This is a genomic window from Actibacterium naphthalenivorans (genome assembly GCF_014196965.1).
GTDB lineage: Bacteria > Pseudomonadota > Alphaproteobacteria > Rhodobacterales > Rhodobacteraceae > Actibacterium_A > Actibacterium_A naphthalenivorans.
On record NZ_JACIEQ010000003.1, the window covers coordinates 78,195 to 97,430 of the forward strand.

Below are 19,236 nucleotides of genomic sequence, written 5' to 3' on the forward strand. Positions count from 1 at the left end.
TAATGATACTGTATGGTAATTGAAGGACGATACTTAGATGAAATACTCAGAAAGCTCTATGGGGAGCTTACGAATAGTACGGATACCTTCGAGGCCAGCAAGGGTAAGGGGCAGGATTTACTTGGGCAGAAGATTGTCCTGAAAGACCCCCGCGCAAGGATAAGTGCGACAGCGACACGCGGTATGCTCATCTCTGCTCTTGCGGAGTTTTGCTGGTACATGAGCGGAAGCGCCGACCTCGACTTTATTCGCTTCTATCTAAAAGACTATCCCCCGAAAGATGCGACTGGCTCCATTCAAGAAGCGTATGGTCCACGCCTTAAAGGAACAGGCGAGTTTGGCTACAATATCGACCAGATAAATCGAGTAATTGAGAAGCTGCGAAAGAAACCTGATACGCGCCGCGCTGCTATCACGCTTCTCGAGTCCTCAGATCTAGAACCCAGCCAGAAAGAAGCCCCCTGCACAATCAGCCTACAGTTTATTCGAAGGCGCGAGCGTCTGCACCTCGTGGCAATGATGCGCTCAAACGATGCTTATCTCGGATTTCCTCACGATGTCTTTTGCTTCACGATGATACAAGAACTTGTGGCGCGTTCTCTTGAAATCAGGGTTGGCGACTACCATCATTTCGCAACGAGCTTGCACCTGTATGAAAACGATCAGGAATCTGTGGCAGCCTATCTGGGCGAGGGGTTTCAGAATCCAGTGTTTGCTATGCCGAAGATGCCTTCGGGATGTCAGATGGATAACCTCGCGGACTTTTTGGAAGTAGAGCGTGCCATTCGTCAGGGGAAGATTTCCGACGCAAGACAGATTTCACTGCCCCAGTACTGGCGCGATCTTTCTTTGGTTCTTCTAAGGTGCGCGGACTCGCGTTATAAGAGAGGAACCAAGGTTCGCGAAGATAACTTCGCGCAGATCGGCGACCCATTTTATCGTAATTTTTTCATCAAGCGCCCACAGATTCTACCGAAAGGTGACGCGAAAGTGTTGGTGCAAGATAAACTTGATTTAGGCGAAGAGCAGTCCAATGCGAATTAAAGATCAAGCTAGAACCAATCAAATTTCTACACAGCTCGATTATTTTTCGGCCAACCAAATTCCTCTGGTTGGCATGAACAACGCCAGCCGTAAATCTACCCTAATCGCACAGATCATCGATAGCATTCGGCGAACAGAGTATTTGCTTCAAATCTCGATCCGCTCAAGCTCTGCCAGTTTATACACACCTTACTCAGGGAGTTTTCAACCTTTGGCTGGTGCGGCAGCCCTGCACAAGGCAGGTCAAATTGATGAAGCCTACTGGCTTGTTTACCTGGCGACACATTTCGGGAAGCACAAGCATGACGGTTGGAACCTAACCGAAGACATCTATGGCAGGTTCGGGCAAGGAGGCGTTTGGGATTGGAACGCCGTCAGCCAGAACCCGCAGGCGATAGCCAACTGGCTTCAAGCCAACTATCCCCATGTCACAAGTGCCGGCAGATCAAGGCGTTTTGGAAACCATCGAAAGTATGAAACCTTGAAGCCCGGACCGAAAGGCACTGGACACGCCGTGGCCACTTACATTGAGTGGATCAATGCTCATGGCTCACATGCCGCGCTCATACAAAGCGCTCAGGCGAGTGTTGGTCAGAACCCACAAGAGGTTTTCGCATTTCTCTATAAAGACCTGAACAATGTCGCCAAGATGGGCAGGCTTGGGAAGTTCGATTTGCTTTGCAATCTCAGCAATCTACAGATCGCACCGATCTTTCCAGACAAGGGGTATATCAAAGAAGCTACCGGACCGAAATCAGGGGCACAGTTGCTGTTCGGAAATGCGCTCAACGTATCTCAACTGGAGGACGCTTGCGTCGATTTGGCGACGCATTTGAACGTGAGCGCTCAAGTCATTGAGGATTCACTGTGCAATTGGCAGAAGAGTCCCGATAACTATATCTATTTCAATGGCTAGTTTACCCAACGATATCGCCGTTTGAGGTGCTGCATTTGATTGAAGCCAATGATCCTGGCGTGTTGAAGCTGACCGACAATCAAACCGGGAGCGATACCGATCTTCTTGGCAAAATCTATGATGAGCGACTTTGATGAGGCGAGCCCGAAAAGCTCTTCCTGGTGCATCATGGGGACAATTACATGAGATGCGAATTCATTGGCTTCGCTCTCGCATTCTTCTTCCTGCAGGTCCGAGTTTTCGAGGATTGGCATTTTGTCAAAGTGCAAAAGTAGGTGGCCGATCTCATGAAACAGCGAGAACCAGAACTGATCATCGGATAAGTACCTAAAGCTCAACTGGATATGCGGTGTGTCGTCAGCCAATATCCTTACCGCACCGCTAGCCGAGCATCCTTTTGGCGCTCTTACGATTGCGAATTTTACACCGGCTCTGGCCAGTCCCTCTTTGAGCTTGGGCAAGAACAGCGAAGGGCTCTTATACCAAGTCAGCCGTCGAAACCCGTCGAGTTCACGCCTAAGCTGTTCGGGCGACCATTCGGCAACCTCGTCGGCTTGTGTTTCTATTTCACCTTGGCGGAGCCATGCTGTTGTTGCGATTTCACAGGAGGCATAGGCCGTCGCGCGGCGGTAAGCTGCGCCGCGAAACGCGTTCTCGTATCGCCCCTGCCACTGCGCTATCGTCGACACACCGAAAAACTCCATACTTTCGGCAATCTTATCCTCCCGGCTCCTGACATTTTCAATCCAGCCGAATTTCTTCATGTCAGCCAGGGGCAATGTGCTGATTAGGTCTTCGAAGCTGTTTACGCTGACCTTCTCCGGTAGCTCCATGCTGGCACGATAGTCATGCTCCCGTGCCATCCAGAAACTCTCGGAAGCGCCAAAGACGTCCGTGAGTTGCCTTGCCAATTGGACATCAATCGCATGCTTGCCGTCCAACAGCTTTTGGGTGACACTTTTCGTGTGACCGATACGTTCGGCAAAATCTTCAACGGTCAGTTCGTTCTGTTCCAAAAGAGAAATTATTGTATGGCCGGGTGGTGATACCCAATCCGGCTTCTCCATTAATTCATTACCTGACATCGTTGATCCCCATGAGCTTGACCCGAGCGACTGTTGACCAGTCATATTGTGATCCATCCACCAAGGCTGGATAGTTTGGCACCATCTGGATTGAAAGAAGGCTTGGCATTTCCAAAGTGCATCGATTTGCATCGATTAAAACCTGACCGACCAGGAGCTCGTGGACACTGCTCGCGGCCTGAATATCTGAATGCCGTGCCTGTAAAGATGCTGCCGCCTCCTCACCCAAATATTGTATAGCAGTCGGTGTGCGAAAGCAAATCTCCTGAAGCAGTTCTGAATTGTACGAAATCAACAAATGGCTCTCTCTTTTTCTTTATTATTAATAGATTAGCCAATGACCAAGGGTCAAGCATCGCATGGTCCAAATCTGTGTACTGTCCTCAGTGTCACCTCAACGTGAGCCATGCTTAAAGGCAAGGCAAAATTCAGATTTTGGCGCACCCTTTGCGGGTCGGGCTGTCGTGAACCGAGCCCGCCTTTGGCGGTCTCGGCCCTGCGGCTTCCATCCCTTGCGCAGCTATAGCCAGCCGTGAACGGCTGACACTTTTTCCTTTCATTGGGGCCTTGCAGGCCCGTCCTCCGTCAAGACCAAGCCCCTTTGCTATGGCTTCGGGCGCAGCCAGCGGTCTCCCCGTCCTTCCGCACTTCGTTTGTGCAGGACGGGCGATCCCCCTCCGCTGTCTGCGGTCTGTGACGGTCTCCCCCCGCTCATTGGCGCGGGCCTAGTCCGGTTGCATGCGCAACCGACTACCCGACGAAAGGGGAAAGCCAATGAAAACCGATATTTATGAAAGAGTGACCAACAAGATTATTGCCGATCTGGAGCAGGGCGAGCTGACTTGGCTCAAGCCTTGGAGCAGCGGCAACCTTGAAGGCAAGATTACCAAGCCCCTGCGGCACAATGGCGTGCCCTATAACGGCATCAACATCCTGATGCTGTGGGGCGCAGCCGTGGAGTCGGGGTATCTCTCCCCGTTCTGGATGACCTTCAAACAGGCCAAGGAGCTTGGCGCGCATGTGAAGAAAGGCGAGCGCGGTAATCTGGTGGTCTATGCCAACACCATCACCAAGACCGAAGAGCAGGACGACAGCAGCGAGGAAGAACGCAAAATCCCCTTCATGAAGGGATACAGCGTGTTCAATGTCGAGCAGATCGAAGGCTTGCCCGAGCACTACTATGCCACGCCCGAACCTGTGATTGATCCGGCCACGCGCATCGATCACGCCGAAGAGTTTTTCGGGCATGTCGGCGCGGATATCCGCCATGGTGGGAACAGCGCTCATTATGCGGGCGGTAGCGATCATGTGCAGATGCCGATATTTGAGAGCTTCCGCAGCCCCGAAGCCTACTACGCGACCCTTGCCCATGAACTGACGCATTGGACCAAGCACAAGAGCCGCCTTGATCGTGAATTCGGGCGCAAGCGTTGGGGCGATGAAGGCTACGCGCGCGAAGAGCTGGTCGCCGAGCTGGGCGCAGCGTTCCTGTGCGCCGATCTCGAGCTGACCCCCGAACCCGGCACCGATCACGCCGCCTATATTCAAAGCTGGCTGAAAGTGCTGAAGGATGACAAGCGGGCGATTTTCAACGCTGCCTCCCATGCGCAGCGTGCGGCGGATTTCCTGCACGGATGCCAGCCGATGGTCGAGGCGGACAGCAAGGAAGAAGTCGCCGCATAGAGACAAAGTTCAATGAAAATCTTTTGGCTGGCGATTTCGCCAGCCAAAGTCACTCTGCTTTCTCATTAGTCCGCATTTCTTTATCTATATGCGCGACGATACGTATTGCGGTATCAAGGGCATCCTGCAAATAAGGTTTATCGAATTGGACAAGCTTCTTTCCGTCCTTGGTTTCACCATTTCTATGCACACAATCATGGCGTAGCGCTGCATAATCCCGAAGTGCCGCCAAATCAGCATCAGTAGGCGTTAGTCTAAACCCAAAGGCCATCGCGTACCACAACACAACACCCTCTGGTTTTTCCTTGCCGCCTTTGTCCTTCTTTCCGCTGCCGAACTGGTGATAGAGCCGGTTCTTTAGATTATATTCAATCCAGTTTTGCACTGCATTTGGGTCACGCAGGACACTAGAAGCGGCTATACTTGCATCTTTGATTGCACCGTCCTTCTCCGAGAATGAAACAAGTAAAGCTGGATGTTCTCGCAAACCCTTGATCAAATTGTCGCAGAAATAGGCTTCGAGGAATGTCAATATCTGCGCAAATATCATGCGGTTGATCAATGCTCCCCCAGATTCGCAGGCCTGCGCTTTGATGATTTCACGCAGTTCGTCGGCGTTCAGGTCAAATACATCTTTCGGATGCTCGGGTATCTCCCAGTCATCCAACCATTCTTCCGGCGGCCTATCATAGCCCGGCGGATCGCAACTGACATGGGTGCTTTCGTACTCTCGAATCGTCATATCGCAATGGGCCGGTCCTGCCCAAACATCGGCAGAAAATAAATTTTCGCATCCCTCGCAATACAACTCGGCTTCACCTTCGGAGGTCATTTCGCTGGACTTTTCGGCCATATAATTTGGCTCGGGCACATCAACATCCTGATGGTTATCATGTCCGCAAGCAGGACAAGTAAACTGTACTCTCGACACCCACCTTTGAGCATTCAGGACATTGTCGATCATATAGTCTTTCATTCGTCCCATCTTCGGAGGCCTCGTCTTTTTCAACTGCAAATGTGTCGATCCAAAAGAAGCTTAATCTAGGTGAATTAGCTTGCAAAGACAACAGTTTATGAGTGGAGTGCGGCTGACCGATAGGCCAGCCGCGAGCCCGTTAATGACCTGGCGAGCGTGTTGCCAGTTCATCTTCGATATTGCGCATGCTCTGAAGAGCATCATAGCGCTCCGCGCTACTGCGCGGCGCTGCGCAAAAGGCGTTGAATGCTTCGGCCAACAGGCCGTGCAATTCTGCTGTGCTTCGGGATGCCGCTTCAAATCGTGAAACGAGTTTCATCGCTATCCTCCTTTTGTTTCAAGGAGGCCCCGAACCGCTCAGGGCCTTTCGGCCTCGCACACATCATCCATGGCCCATGAAGGCCCTGATGGATCGGGATAGACTCTCTTGGATTAGTTGGAGAACAGCGTTTGAAGCACGCCGCTACCGGTTTGACGAGCGTGACCGCAGCCACGGCTGACACGCATTCGGAACGAGCGGCACGAAGCTGTCATGCCGATGGGCACGCGCCCGTGCGCTCAGTGCGGCGCGATCTTGTTCAAAGCATTGCGTTTATTATCGAAGGTGAAGTGGTGACACGCAGAAGGCCGGTGCGCTCGCGGAGGCGTTTGGTAGGCCTGCGCGTTTTTCGAGGCGGCACTGATCATCCTTGCCTGTGGGGGCTTGCACCAAGAGCCCTTAAATCCCTGGCCGAATGCGGCTCAGCATTCAATGTCCTGCCCGCACCACCTGTCTTCGACAGCCGTGTCGAACATGAACCCTGATCCTTTGCCTTCGGCGCGACGGGAGGGCGTTAGCAAGCCAACCCAAGCAAAGGAGACAAACCATGGCACGCGAAAACACCAACCAGACCCAACCGCTCAACGCGCCCGATTACCTGGCGTGGCACGTCACCAACAAAAACGATAAATCCTTCTGGAACAAGGTCGGGGCCGTATGGGGGCACAAAGACGGGCGGGGCTACACCCTTCAGCTCGACACCTGTCCGATCAATGGCCGGATCGTCCTGCGCCTGCCGCTCGAAGACGCACCAGAGACCGCAAACGATGCGGGGCGCTCATGAGCGCCCCAGATACGGGCGGCTACGCTCCCGGTCATCCATGGTACTATCTGCTTGGCGGCGATATTTTACCACCGAAGGCTATCCGTATTGAGGCACGTCTCGCCGAGTACAAAGGATATAGGCAAGAGGAAATTTTGAACGCGGCTGCCAAGCCAGAACCACAGCGGTCAAAGTTTCTTCACAAAATTCGCGCAGAAGTGCAGCAGTCGTTGAAGGACAACATCTCGCGCTACCGCGAAGTCGCACGAGAACTTCATACTTATCGCCGAAGCCATTCACGAGAGCCGACCCCGAATTGCAGCGAATCCGTCCACATGTCGATGAGCCTGAAATACGCGCATATCTACAATGACTTCGCGCATCTTGACCTGCTGGATAGCCTGCCTCAGCAAGCCAGCTTGTTCGATCTGCTTTAGCGACCTGCGCCGCCAATATTGGCGGCGCTTTTTCTTGCTGTTAACGCTCAGGCTCCGGCCCTCTATCGGGAGGATCGCGCCTGTTCTCCCGCAGGCGGCGCAAGCGCTCTTGCGTCCGGTCCTCGTGACGCGCGGCTTCGGGGGTCTTTTCGCGGAGTTGATCGAGCCAAACCTTGTTTTGATCTTTTGGCGGTTGCAGCGATGGAGGGCGGGTCTGTTCGAAGGACGGCTTGGCTTTGGGCTCTTGACCGCGCTTCATCAAACGGTAGTGGGTCGCATCAAAATGAATCTCGCGCAGCGCCTGGGCGTGCCGCGCCCGCGCGGCCTTGATTTCATCTTGGAGCTTTTGGCGCTCTTGAAGCTGGGCATCGATGATCGTCTGCCGTTGATCCTGATCACGCCGCAGCGCCCACAGGGCTTCCATCTCGTTTTGCTTTTGTGCTTTGGCGCGTTGTCCGATCAAGCGATCCCAAAGCCCCTTCATACCTGTGCCCAGCCGTTCGGCCCGTTGCCGTGCCTCTTTTTCGGCTCGGGCTTTCTGTCCTGCATCAAGCTTGGCGCGTTCATCAAGATGGCCTTGCGCCAACTCTTGCCGCCGCTCATCGAGCTTCGCTTTGTCCTGATTGGCTTTGGCCCGCGCCTCATCTATATGCGATTTGAGACGCGGCAGGATATCTTCGCCGATCCGCTTGCGGGTGTCTTCGACGCTGCGTAGGCGTTCGGGCTGTCCAAGCCGCGATTTGAGGTCGTTAGCCTTGATGCCTGTCGCCCGCGCGATGGAGATGACTTCACCTTCGAACGTCACAGCGACATGACCGCGCCGATCAGCGCGCGCTAGGAAAAGCCCCCGCTCTTCGAGCGCATGCGAAAAGCTGTTCCGGCTGTCCGAGATCGCCCAGGCTTCCTGAATGTCGGCTTTGAGGTCTCCGGCATGCCGCCCGACGCGTTTGGCTTGCTGCCATTCGGTTAGGGTGAAGTTGCGGGGATCACGGTCCTTGTTGTTGGCAAAGCCTCTCGGCATCTGCCAGCCATGTTCCAGATAGAGTTGTTTGGAGACTTCCATCAGCTTATTCTTGAAGAAAGGAAGCGGCTTGGCCGTCATGGTTTCGGCATCGATCCGGCTCCACACAGCATGGCAGTGCCGCCGCCCCTCTTTCTCATGGAAAACGATCACACGGGGTTGTTCAGTTAGACCGTGTTTTTCTTCGATGGCCGCAATCGCCTGTTCGAAGGTCTCGATCCGAACGGATTCGGTCTCAGGCGGGTTGAGCGAGACCGAAAACAGAAACTGACGGCACTTCGTGCCTTTCGATACGGCTTCAGCTTCGCGGAGCGCACCGACGACATCATCGGTCATGAAGCCTCTGACATCATGGATTTCGACGTGCTCGTTCTCGGTTGTCTTCAAGAGATGAAGCCCGAGCTGCTTCGCACCGCCACGTTGAGAGCCTTTGAGGATCATGACGCCCCCGCATCGCTCCGCTGCCCGAGTGCGCGCAGCAGCTCTTCGCGCATCGCAGCAACGTCCGAGCAGGCGCTGCGGATGTCTTTTTCGGTTTCAGCCAGTACAGGCAGGGAGCCAATGTTCACAGCCTTGGCGAGTTGGTTGAGATTGTTGGCGATGCGCGAGCTTCCCAGCATAGCCAGAAGCTTTGCCAGGCTTGCATCATCCTTGACGGGCCGTCTCAGCTTTGAGCGGGCACGCTTGTGCGATGCACCATGCCCGTCGAAGAGTTTGCGCTTGATGTAGCTGCCAAGCGGCTCATCGCCTGCCAGTTCCTCCAAGCGGCTTCTTTCCTCGAAAGTCAGGCGCAGCGAGAATGGTGCGGGCTTCTTCTTTGCCTGCTTTCTCGCTATCGCATTGAATTTATTGCCTGATGTGCTCATCGTCGCACCTCAGATCGCTTGGATCATGTTGTGCGAGATGGGTTTCCCATTCGAGAAGGACGTCAAACAGAGAGTTCAAACTATCTCTCTGTAACTGCACCATCCCGCCTTTTCCGGAGAAAACGGAGCGCCCTGAACGGCAGGGGCATTTCTGTTGTTCCGGGCATGCGCGGCCTTGGCCCTGCCCGCCCGCTCCCCTAACATCACACGGCATCCGCGGGAGAGCCAGAAGTGCTGAAATTCATCGTCGTGTCGGATCTTCACCTCGTGCCGGAAGGCAAGCTCAGCCACGGGATCGACACGTCGGTCCGGCTGCGGATGGCGATCGAGCATATCAACGCGCATCACCACGACGCAGAATTCTGCATCCTCGCGGGCGATCTGGCCGATCATGGCGATCCCGCCGCCTATGCCCGCCTGTCCGAGATGCTGCCCGCGCTCCGGCTTCGCCCTGTTCTGACGCTTGGAAACCATGACGATCGCGGCAGCTTCGCCGATGTGTTCGGCGCGGGGTACCTTGCCGAAACCGGCTGTGCGGATCATGTGATCGACGCCGGCGGCTACCGCGTGCTGGTTCTGGATACGCTTGTGGAAGGCACCCATGAGGGCGCGCTGTCGGATGCGCAATATGATTGGCTGGCCAACCGGCTGGATGCGGCGCGGGGTCGCCCGGTCATCGTCGTTGTGCATCACGCCATCGCCGATCTCGGCGTGCCGACCGATTTCATCAATCTGCGCGACAAGCCGCGCTTCGCCGCCGCGCTGAACGCGCATGGCGATGTGCGTCAGGTGATCTCGGGCCATGTGCACATGTCTACGGCCGGCAGCTATCGCGGGATTCCGTTCACCACCATCTCGGGCTGCCACTACAATATCTTCCCGCAGCTGCACGGGCCGCTCGATTCCATCCCCCGGCTGGAGGGGCCGGGGCAGATCGGCGTGGTTCTGGCCACCGAAGACGGCGTCGTCGTGCATCACGAGAACTTTCTGGATCGCCACCCCCGCCAACCCCCGGAGCTTTTCCGCTGGGACCGCGACGGAGACTGACCCGCGATCAGGTCTTGAACAACCGGTAGATCGCCGGAATCACCAGCACCGTCAGCGCGGTCGAAGACGCCAGACCGAACAGGAGAGATATCGCCAGCCCCTGAAAGATCGGGTCGGCCAGAATCACCGCCGCGCCGATCATCGCCGCGATCGCGGTCAGCAGGATCGGCTTGAACCGCGTCGCCCCCGCCTCGATCAGCGTGTCGACACTGACCTTCCGACCGGGATCGGCATGGCGGATGAAATCCACCAGCAGGATCGAGTTGCGCACGATGATCCCCGCCAGCGCGATGAAGCCGATCATCGAGGTGGCCGAAAACGGCGCGCTGAACAGCCAGTGCCCCAGCATGATGCCCAGAAAGGTCAGCGGCACCGGCGTCAGCACCACCAGCGGCAGGCGGAACGATCCGAACTGCGCCACCACCAGAATGTAGATCCCCAGAAGCGCCACGCCAAAGGCCGCGCCCATGTCGCGGAACGTCACCCATGTGACCTCCCATTCGCCATCCCACAGAAGGGTCGGGGCGGCCTCGCTCTGCGGCTGGCCGTGCAGGCTGATCCGGGGCTTGTCCAGCCCGGCCCAATCCATCGCGTCCAGCTTTTCCCGCACCGCCATCATGCCGTAAAGCGGCGCTTCGAAATCCCCGGCCAGCTCGGCGGTGACCATCTCTGTAAAGCGGCCGTTGTGGCGGAAGATCGGGAAGGACGCGTACTCCTGCGTCAGCGTCACCACATCGCCCAGTTCCACCACCCCGCGCCCGCCGGGCAAGGCATTGGCGGGCACCGGCGTGGAGAGGGCGCGCTCGTCCATCACCCGGTCGGCCCTGTCGCGGCTCATCACGATGGGAATGGGCTGCCGCCCTTCGCCGCGATGGGAATAGCCCACCGTCGTCTCGCCGTTCAGCAGTTGCAGGGTTTGCAGCGCGTCGGCTTCCTGCACACGGAAGAAATCCAGATCGCCGGGCGAAAGTTCGGCCCGCAGGCGGCGCGGCCGGATGCCGAAACTGTCATCGACATCCACCACGAAGGGCACCTCTTCGAACGCGGCGCGCACCCGGGTCGCCACGGCGCGGCGGGTGTCGGGATCTGGGCCGTAAACCTCGGCCAGCAGCGTCGAAATGACCGGCGGGCCGGGGGGCGGCTCCACCACTTTCGTCGTGGTGCCGGGCGGCGCATCCATCTGCGCCTCCAGCATCCGCCGCAATTCCAGTGCGATGTCGTGGCTGGCGCGATTCCGTTCGCTCTTGGGTTTCAGGTTCAGTTGCACCTCGCCCAGTTCCGGCGTCTGGCGCTGGAAATAATGGCGCACGAGGCCGTTGAAGTTGAACGGCGCGGCGGTGCCCGCATGGGTCTGCGCCGAGACCACCTCGGCCAGTTGCAGCGCCACCCGCGCGGCATCCTGCGCCACCGCGTCGGTCGCCTCGGTCGAGGCGCCTTCGGGCAGGTCGATGACGATGGACAGTTCGGATTTGTTGTCGAAGGGCAGCAGCTTCACGGTCACGTCCCGCGTGTAAAGCGCGCCGAGCGATCCGAAGGAAAGCACCACGACCATCAGCAAAAACAGCGCGCTGGTCGATTTGCGCCGCAGCAGCGGGCGGGCGATTGCCGCATAAAACACGCCCGGCCGCCCCCCGGCCTGCGCCCCTTCGCCGTGATGCAACGGTGCGCGGCCCGCGATTTTCAGCATCAGCCAGGGCGTGATGATCACCGCCACGAAAAAGGAAAAGATCATCGCCGCCGAGGCGTTGGCTGGAATCGGGCTCATGTAGGGGCCCATCATGCCCGACACGAACAGCATCGGCAGCAGCGCGACCACCACCGTCAGCGTGGCGACGATGGTGGGGTTGCCCACCTCCGCCACCGCCGCCACGGCACCGTCCAGCCGCGTCTTGTGCGGGTCCTTCGCCCAGTGCCGCGCGATGTTCTCGATCACCACGATGGCGTCGTCCACCAGAATGCCGATGGAAAAGATCAGCGCGAACAGCGAGACGCGGTTCAGCGTGTAGCCCATGATATAGGCGGCAAACAGCGTGAGCAGAATCGTGACCGGGATCACCACGGCCACCACCAGCGCCTCGCGCCAGCCGATGGCGAACAGCACCAGCGCAACGATGGAAACGGTCGCCAGCCCGAGGTGGAACAGCAGTTCGTTGGCCTTTTCATTGGCGGTCTCGCCATAGTCGCGCGTCAACTCGACAGTGACGCTGTCGGGGATGGTGCGCCCCTCCATGAGATGCACCTGATGCAGGATGTTCTCGGCCACCAGCACGGCATTCGCCCCCGCCCGCTTGGCCAGCGCCAGGGTAACGGCGGGCGTGCGGAACACGGTGCCATCGGCATCGCGCCGCAGGCTGGCCACATGGTGTTCGTCCAGATCGGAGACAAAGCCGACTTCGGCCAGATCGCGTACATAAACGGTGCGCCCGTCCCGTGCCGCAACCTCCAGATTGCCGATTTCCTCGGGCGCTTTCAGGGTTTTGCCCAGAACCAGCCCGATCTGTTCGCCCGCGTCGCGCACCAGCCCGGCGGGGGCCGCACTGTTGGCGCCCTCGATCTTGCCGGCAAGCTGTTGCAGCGTGACACCGTAAAGCGCCAGCTTTTCGGGATCGGGCGCGATCCGCAGCGCCTCTTCGGTTCCGCCGACCATATAGGTCAGCCCGACATCCTCGATCTTGGCCAGTTCCACCTCGACCTCGCGCGCGATGCGGGTCAGGCCGGCGGCGGTCACCCCGCCCTGCCCCGGCGCCGGCGCGAAGGTCAGCGCGACGATGGCAACGTCATTGATACCGCGCCCCACCACAAGCGGCTGCGGGACGCCCTTGGGGATACGGTCGAGGTTCGACAATATCTTGTCGCGCACCCGCAGGATGGCCGTATCCGACGGCAGGCCGACCGTGAAGCGGGCGGTCACCATCACCTGATCGTCGCGGGTCGAGGAATAGACATGTTCGACCTCGTCGATACCCTTGACGATGGTCTCCAGCGGCTCGGTGATCAGCTTGACCGCATCCTCGGCGTTCAGCCCGGCGGCCTGCACATGGATGCCCACCAGCGGCACGGAAATCTGCGGCTCTTCCTCGCGCGGCAGGGCCATCAGCGCGATCAGGCCAACGGCCAGCGACGCCAGCAAGAACAGCGGCGTCAGCGGCGAGGCGATGAAGCCACGTGTCAGCCGCCCGGCGATGCCCAGCGGCACGCCCTGATCCGCGCGCTCACTCATCGCCGTGCACCACCTTGTCGCCCGCGCGCAGGCCCGACAGGATTTCCAGCCAGACCGCGCCGTCACGCATCGTTTCCTGGCCCGGAACGACGGCGCGCTGCACCGCGCCCGTGCTGGTCTCAACCGTCACGAAATCCAGGCCCGCGCGATGCGTCACCGCGTCCTTGGGCACCAGCAGAGCCTGGCGCGTACCGACAGGCAGGCGAACCGGCACGCGGCGGCCGACAAAACGGTCGTCGAGCCCGGCAACCTCGACATCGGCCAGAACCCGGCCGCCCTCGATCTGCGGATATACCTTGGCCAGCCGCCCGGTCTGGCCATCGCCATCAGTGCCGATGGCAATCTCGTCGCCCACCACCAGGGTTGCCGCGTGGCGCTCCGGCAGGGCCAGCCGCAGGAACACGCCGCCGCCACCGATCCGGGCGACCTCCTCTCCCGGCGTGATCACCGACCCGCGGGCCACCGGCACCGACAGCACGACCCCCGCCACGGGTGACAGCACCGCGCCCTCGGCCACCTGCTGTTCGATCACAAGCCGCTCGGCCTCGGCGCCCTTGATCTGGCCGTCCAGCACATCCACCGCCGTCTGCAACTGCTCCAGCCGCTGAACGGTGATCACGCCGCGCTCGCGCAGCGATTCGCCGCGCAGCAGATCCGCCCGCGCGGTGACAAGCTGGGTGCGCAACGATCCGAGTTGCGCGTCGATCGCATCGCGCTGAAAGGTCAGCTTGTCGTCCACCACCACGGCCACACGCGCGCCTGCCGTGACCATGTCTCCCGCCGTCACGTCCAGATCCACCACGGTGCCCCCGATCCGGGCCCGCGCCGGGATCAGGTCGCGCGGCTCGACCTCGCCATAGACCGCTTTCCATTCGGTGATGGCCTGCGGCCGCAGTTCGAGGATCTCCGCCCGGGCAACCGCCCCCGCGAAAACGGCGGCCAGAAAAAAAATCACTTTCAACATTGCCGGGCTCCTGCAAACTTCGGCCATAATTCCGGGTGGACGATCATCCGTCCCTGCTCGAGAACAACATATTTCTGCCCGCGATACATCCCGCCGGGCAATATATATTCAATAGAGGGAATGCATATGGCCCGATTTTCCGACCATGCCCGACGTTGTTCGCCCTGCCAGTGCGAGGTGGGCCGGTGACGGTGGCAAAGCCGGGGGGCGGTGCGTTTGGCAATGCCTGAAGCCCCGGTCGATCAACTGACCCGCGCCGCGCTCGAGGCGCTGCTGAAAGGCCCTGACGGATGGCGCCATGTGGTGCGCGACCTCGCCCGCGAGGCGCCGGACGCGTCACCCCTGGCACTGATCTTCGCGCTTGTCGCCGCCGCCTCGACGATCGAGGAATTCTTTGCCCCCGGCAGCCCCTCACGTCCCGCCGCCGACCATGCGCTGCGGCTTGCCGCGATCCTGGGAACCGACCTTTACGCGATGGAGGCGCTCGGCCTGCCCCACGCCACCGCTGCCGAGCTTATGGCCTATTGGCAGGCGCATGATCCCTATTTCCTGACCCTCTGACCCTGCGGCCCGTCTTGCCATCCGCCCCGCCCCATGCGACCTTCCCAAGGCAACGGACGGGAGGCGAGGTACCGTGCAGACCGACCCCAAAACCCTTCAGGCCACCGCCACCGGCGCCGGGTCGCTGCCGCAGCTCAGCCATGCGCGCAACCCCGGAATGGCGCTGGACATGGATTGGGTGAAGGGCGTGCAGGCCAACACGTCGGCCATCGAACGCCGCACCGCCTCGCTGCCCGGCCGGCGGTCGGTGAAGAAAGACTATCAGGCGGCGTGGCTGCTGAAGGCCATTACCCTGATCGACCTCACGACGCTGGCAGGCGATGATACCGCGGGGCGCGTCCGCCGCCTGTGCGCCAAGGCGCGGCAACCGGTGCGTGCCGATCTGCTCGAGGCGCTCGGCATGGGGCCGATCCACACCGGCGCCGTCTGTGTCTATCACGCGATGATCGAGCCCGCTGTCGAGGCGCTGAGGGGCACGGGAATCCCCGTCGCCGCTGTTTCCACCGGCTTTCCCGCGGGCCTGTCGCCCTTTCCGCTGCGGGTGCAGGAGATCCGCGAAAGCGTTAAGGCCGGGGCGGCCGAAATCGACATCGTGATTTCCCGCCGCCACGTGCTCACCGGCGACTGGCAGGCCCTCTATGACGAGATGCGCCTCTTCCGCGAGGCCTGCGGCGACGCCCATGTAAAGGCGATCCTGGCCACCGGAGAGCTTGGCACCCTGCGCAACGTCGCCCGCGCCAGCCTGGTCTGCATGATGGCGGGGGCGGATTTCATCAAGACCTCCACCGGCAAGGAAAGCGTCAATGCCACCCTGCCGGTGTCGCTCGTGATGATCCGCGCCATCCGCGACTATCATCAGCGCACCGGCCACCGCGTCGGCTACAAACCCGCCGGGGGCATTTCCACGGCCAAGGACGCGCTGAACTACCTCGCGCTACTGAAGGATGAGCTGGGCACGCGCTGGCTCCAGCCCGATCTGTTCCGCTTCGGCGCCTCGTCGCTTCTGGGCGATATCGAGCGTCAGCTTGAACACCATGTCACCGGCCAGTATTCGGCCGGCTACCGCCACCCGATGGGATGACGCCATGACCGTTTCCGAGATTTTCAGCACCATGGACTATGGCCCCGCCCCCGAAAGCGCGGCCGAGGCGCTGGCCTGGCTGGTGGATGGCGGCGACCGGTTCGGCCATTTCATCGGCGGCGGCTTCACCGCCCCCGGCGACGGGTTCGAAAGCCGCAACCCCGCCACCGGCGAGGTTCTGGCCACGCTGTCACAGGCCAGCACCGAAGACGTTGACGCCGCCGTAGCCGCCGCCCGCAAGGCGCAGGGCAAATGGGCCCGCCTGTCCAGCCACGAGCGGGCCAAGTATCTTTACGCGCTGGCACGGCTGATCCAGAAACACGCACGCCTTTTCGCGGTGCTGGAAACGCTCGACAACGGCAAGCCGATCCGCGAAAGCCGCGATATCGACATCCCGCTGGTGCACCGGCACTTCTATTACCACGCGGGTCTCGCCCAGCTGATGGAAACCGAACTGCCGGGGCATGAACCGCTGGGCGTCTGCGGCCAGATCATCCCGTGGAACTTCCCGCTGCTGATGCTGGCGTGGAAGGTGGCCCCGGCGCTGGCGGCGGGCAATACGGTGGTGCTGAAACCGGCCGAATACACCTCGCTCACCGCGCTGCTCTTCGCCGATATCTGCCGCGAAGCCGGCCTGCCCAAGGGCGTGGTGAACATCGTCACCGGCGATGGCGCGGTGGGCGAAATGATCGTGAACCACCCCGGCATCGACAAGATCGCCTTCACCGGCTCGACCGAGGTCGGCCGCAAGATCCGCGAAGCCACCGCAGGCAGCGGCAAGGCGCTGACGCTGGAGCTGGGCGGCAAATCCCCCTACATCGTGTTCGAGGATTCCGACATCGACAGCGCCGTCGAAGGGCTGGTCGATGCGATCTGGTTCAACCAGGGCCAGGTCTGCTGCGCCGGCTCGCGTCTTCTGGTGCAGGAAGGTATCGCCGAACGATTCTACGACAAGCTTCGCGCCCGGATGGACGGCCTGCGCCTGGGCGACCCGCTGGACAAATGCATCGACGTGGGCGCCGTCGTCGACCCGGTCCAGCTTGAGCGGATCACCGCGATGGTCGCCGAGGCCGGGCCAGAGGGTACGGTCTATCACGCCCGCTGCCCCCTGCCCGATCAGGGCTGTTTCTACCCGCCCACGCTGATCACCGGCCTGTCGCCGGCCGCCCGCCTGATGCAGGAGGAAATCTTCGGCCCCGTTCTGGTCGGCTGCACCTTCCGCACACCGGACGAGGCGGTGCAGCTTGCCAACAACACCCGCTACGGCCTGGCCGCCAGCGTCTGGACCGAGAACATCAACCTCGCGCTGGACATCGCGCCGAAACTGGTGGCCGGCGTCGTCTGGATCAACGCCACCAACCTGTTCGACGCCGCCGCCGGCTTTGGCGGCATGCGCGAAAGCGGTTTCGGCCGCGAAGGCGGCTGGGAAGGCATCCACGCCTATCTCAAACCCGCCCGCGCCAGCAAGCCGCTGAAACCCGTCCTGCCCGAAGCCAAAGCCGAAGAGCCCGAAATCGCCGACCCGCTCGACCGGACCGCCAAACTCTATATCGGCGGCAAGCAGGCCCGGCCCGATGGCGGCTACTCGCGCCCGGTCTTCGGCCCGCGGGGCCGCCTGCTCGGGCATATGGGCCTCGGCAGCCGCAAGGACATCCGCAACGCGGTGGAAACCGCCCGCAAAGCCTCCGGGTGGGGCAAGACCACCGGCCACCTGCGCGCGCAGATCCTCTATTTCATCGCCGAAAACCTGTCGGCCCGGCGCGGCGAATTCGCCGACCGCCTGCGCAGCCTGACCGGCCAGCACGGCAAGACGGCGCAGGCCGAAGTCGACGCCGCCATCGCGCGGCTTTTCACCTATGCCGCCTGGGCCGACAAATACGACGGCGCCGTCCACTCCGTACCGATCCGCGGCGTGGCTCTGGCGATGCACGAACCCGTCGGGGTCATCGGCGCGCTCTGTGCCGACGACGCGCCGCTGTTGGGCCTCGTCTCGGTCATGGCCCCCGCCATCGCCATGGGCAACACCTGCGTCCTGATCCCGTCGGAACCCTATCCGCTGGCCGCCACCGACTTCTATCAGGTGCTCGACACATCCGACCTGCCGGGCGGCGTGGTGAACATCGTCACAGGCAGCCATGCGGAACTGGCCCCGCCGCTCGCGGGCCATCTGGATGTGGATGCGATCTGGTCGTTCTCCTCATCCGACCTGTCGGCGGTCATCGAGAAGGCCGCCGCAGGCAACCTCAAGCGCAGCTGGGTCAACAACGCCCGCTCCCGCGACTGGGTGACCGACGAAGGCGAAGGCCGCGAATTCCTGCGCGCCGCGACCGAAGTGCAGAATATCTGGATCCCCTACGGCGAATAGAAAACACCCTGCCCCGCTCTGGCCGGACAGGGTGCCTTCACCTTTCACGGCCATCGGCGTCCCCGCCTGTACCGCAGGTCCGACACCACCTGATATTGGTTTCATCTTTCTTAAAATATCCCCGCCGGAGGCAAGAAATCTCACGGCGCACCGGAAAAACATTATTGCCTCCGGCGGGGATATTTAGGGAAAGATGAAGGGGCCGGCGTTTACTTGTGCGGCGGTTTTCTTGCTCCGGACAGGCGGTCGCGCATGCGCCCCCACCAGCCTTTGGCACGGTCGCGCGCGGCATCGGCGCGGTCATCCACCGCATCCCAGGTTTCCTCGACATCTTCCAGAAGCGGGTCAATGGTGCGCTCGCGGAATTGCGCCCAGAGACGCCACAGGAAAACAAGCGCCAGCGCCAGCAGTATCAGAACGAACAGGCTGGTCCAGGGGATCAGCCGCACATCCGGCCCCGCGACCTGTTTCACGCCCACAGCGTTCGGGTAGATGGTCAGGAATTCGCTGCGCCACCCATAGTGTTTCAGCGCCACCCATTTCGGATTGTCGGAGGTGGACACCATGTCGCGCGCTTCGGCCTGAAGGTTGGAACTGTCGAGCTTGAAATAGGGTGGCCAGCCCCAGCCGGTATCTTCATTGCGATAGACGATGGGCTTGCCATTGGGGCGGATCGCCTCGATGAAACGCACATCGCGGTTCGCGCTCGTGGTGTCGGTTCCCACGTCGGGCGATGCCCAGAAGATCGAGTTCTCGCCGAAATCGATCCGCCGGACATCGGTATTCACGATCCGCACGATATCGCGCTGCGGCAGCGTGTAGTGCAGGAAGCCGAAAACAAAGAGCCCCAGCAGGGTCAGGACAGTCCATTTGACGTAGCGCATCGGT

General features: G+C 60.3%; 17 protein-coding genes. 9 read left to right on the forward strand and 8 right to left on the reverse strand.

All coding sequences use genetic code 11. From position 1 onward, the window contains the following. Positions 1-12 precede the first annotated feature (12 nt). Both GGR17_RS11655 and GGR17_RS11660 read left to right on the forward strand, forming a co-directional pair. The gene (locus GGR17_RS11655) at positions 13-1,044 is read left to right on the forward strand and encodes a thymidylate synthase (protein WP_054539732.1); all 1,032 of its coding nucleotides are present in this window, start codon (positions 13-15) and stop codon (positions 1,042-1,044) included. Continuing rightward, positions 1,034-1,960 (forward strand): alpha-glutamyl/putrescinyl thymine pyrophosphorylase clade 3 protein, encoded by a 927-nt coding sequence (locus GGR17_RS11660; protein ID WP_157445601.1) that lies wholly within the window; start codon positions 1,034-1,036, stop codon positions 1,958-1,960. Before GGR17_RS11655 ends, GGR17_RS11660 begins: the two co-directional genes overlap by 11 nt. Here GGR17_RS11660 and GGR17_RS11665 read toward each other — a convergent pair. After that, positions 1,957-3,045 carry an ImmA/IrrE family metallo-endopeptidase gene (locus GGR17_RS11665; protein ID WP_162231832.1) on the reverse strand — a complete coding sequence of 363 codons (1,089 nt, stop codon included), beginning with the start codon at positions 3,043-3,045 and terminating at the stop codon, positions 1,957-1,959. The genes GGR17_RS11660 and GGR17_RS11665 overlap by 4 nt on opposite strands. A gap of 774 nt (positions 3,046-3,819) precedes the next feature. Here GGR17_RS11665 and GGR17_RS11670 point away from each other — a divergent pair. Then, a complete protein-coding gene (locus GGR17_RS11670; protein WP_054539735.1) occupies positions 3,820-4,728 on the forward strand; it encodes an ArdC family protein in 909 nt (302 codons plus the stop codon). Positions 4,729-4,777: 49 nt separating this feature from the next. Here GGR17_RS11670 and GGR17_RS11675 read toward each other — a convergent pair whose 3' ends face one another. Together GGR17_RS11675 and GGR17_RS11680 are read right to left on the reverse strand one after the other, a co-directional pair. Next, entirely contained in the window at positions 4,778-5,704 is a 927-nt protein-coding gene (locus tag GGR17_RS11675; RefSeq protein WP_157445602.1) for a hypothetical protein, read from the reverse strand. A 139-nt stretch (positions 5,705-5,843) separates the two neighbouring features. Further along, positions 5,844-6,023, reverse strand: a complete 180-nt coding sequence (locus GGR17_RS11680; RefSeq protein WP_082386667.1) for a hypothetical protein — start codon at positions 6,021-6,023, stop codon at positions 5,844-5,846. A gap of 547 nt (positions 6,024-6,570) precedes the next feature. Between GGR17_RS11680 and GGR17_RS11685 the strand changes: the two genes are divergently transcribed. Both GGR17_RS11685 and GGR17_RS11690 read left to right on the forward strand, forming a co-directional pair. Continuing rightward, positions 6,571-6,807, forward strand: a complete 237-nt coding sequence (locus GGR17_RS11685) for a hypothetical protein (protein WP_054539737.1) — start codon at positions 6,571-6,573, stop codon at positions 6,805-6,807. After that, entirely contained in the window at positions 6,804-7,223 is a 420-nt protein-coding gene (locus GGR17_RS11690) for a hypothetical protein (protein WP_157445603.1), read from the forward strand. Before GGR17_RS11685 ends, GGR17_RS11690 begins: the two co-directional genes overlap by 4 nt. A 40-nt stretch (positions 7,224-7,263) precedes the next feature. Here the strand turns inward: GGR17_RS11690 and GGR17_RS11695 are convergent, their stop codons facing one another. After that, on the reverse strand, positions 7,264-8,685 hold the full coding sequence (locus GGR17_RS11695) for a relaxase/mobilization nuclease domain-containing protein (RefSeq protein ID WP_054539738.1): 1,422 nt from the start codon (positions 8,683-8,685) through the stop codon (positions 7,264-7,266). After that, a complete protein-coding gene (gene mobC, locus GGR17_RS11700) occupies positions 8,682-9,110 on the reverse strand; it encodes a plasmid mobilization relaxosome protein MobC (RefSeq protein WP_054539739.1) in 429 nt (142 codons plus the stop codon). Before mobC ends, GGR17_RS11695 begins: the two co-directional genes overlap by 4 nt. Before the next feature lie 231 nt (positions 9,111-9,341). Between mobC and GGR17_RS11705 the strand changes: the two genes are divergently transcribed. Next, positions 9,342-10,157: a metallophosphoesterase gene (locus tag GGR17_RS11705; RefSeq protein WP_054539740.1), complete on the forward strand. Its 816-nt coding sequence runs from the start codon at positions 9,342-9,344 to the stop codon at positions 10,155-10,157. Between the two features lie 7 nt (positions 10,158-10,164). On the opposite strand, the gene GGR17_RS11710 is transcribed toward GGR17_RS11705, so the two are convergent. Next, on the reverse strand, positions 10,165-13,377 hold the full coding sequence (locus tag GGR17_RS11710; protein ID WP_054539741.1) for an efflux RND transporter permease subunit: 3,213 nt from the start codon (positions 13,375-13,377) through the stop codon (positions 10,165-10,167). Continuing rightward, complete coding sequence (locus GGR17_RS11715) at positions 13,370-14,341, reverse strand: efflux RND transporter periplasmic adaptor subunit (protein ID WP_054539742.1); 972 nt, start codon at positions 14,339-14,341, stop codon at positions 13,370-13,372. The genes GGR17_RS11710 and GGR17_RS11715 overlap by 8 nt, the downstream gene beginning before the upstream one ends. A 222-nt stretch (positions 14,342-14,563) precedes the next feature. Here GGR17_RS11715 and GGR17_RS11720 point away from each other — a divergent pair, with 222 nt between their 5' ends. From GGR17_RS11720 to GGR17_RS11730, 3 genes are all read left to right on the forward strand, one after another. Next, positions 14,564-14,902, forward strand: coding sequence for a hypothetical protein (locus tag GGR17_RS11720; protein ID WP_054539743.1), 339 nt, complete (start codon positions 14,564-14,566; stop codon positions 14,900-14,902). Positions 14,903-14,975: 73 nt separating this feature from the next. Beyond that, on the forward strand, positions 14,976-15,983 hold the full coding sequence (gene deoC / locus GGR17_RS11725) for a deoxyribose-phosphate aldolase (RefSeq protein WP_255353439.1): 1,008 nt from the start codon (positions 14,976-14,978) through the stop codon (positions 15,981-15,983). Between the two features lie 4 nt (positions 15,984-15,987). Continuing rightward, positions 15,988-18,348 (forward strand): aldehyde dehydrogenase family protein, encoded by a 2,361-nt coding sequence (locus tag GGR17_RS11730; protein ID WP_054539744.1) that lies wholly within the window; start codon positions 15,988-15,990, stop codon positions 18,346-18,348. Between the two features lie 209 nt (positions 18,349-18,557). Here GGR17_RS11730 and GGR17_RS11735 read toward each other — a convergent pair whose 3' ends face one another. Then, the gene (locus tag GGR17_RS11735) at positions 18,558-19,232 is read right to left on the reverse strand and encodes a DUF1523 family protein (RefSeq protein ID WP_054539745.1); all 675 of its coding nucleotides are present in this window, start codon (positions 19,230-19,232) and stop codon (positions 18,558-18,560) included. Positions 19,233-19,236: the final 4 nt, after the last annotated feature.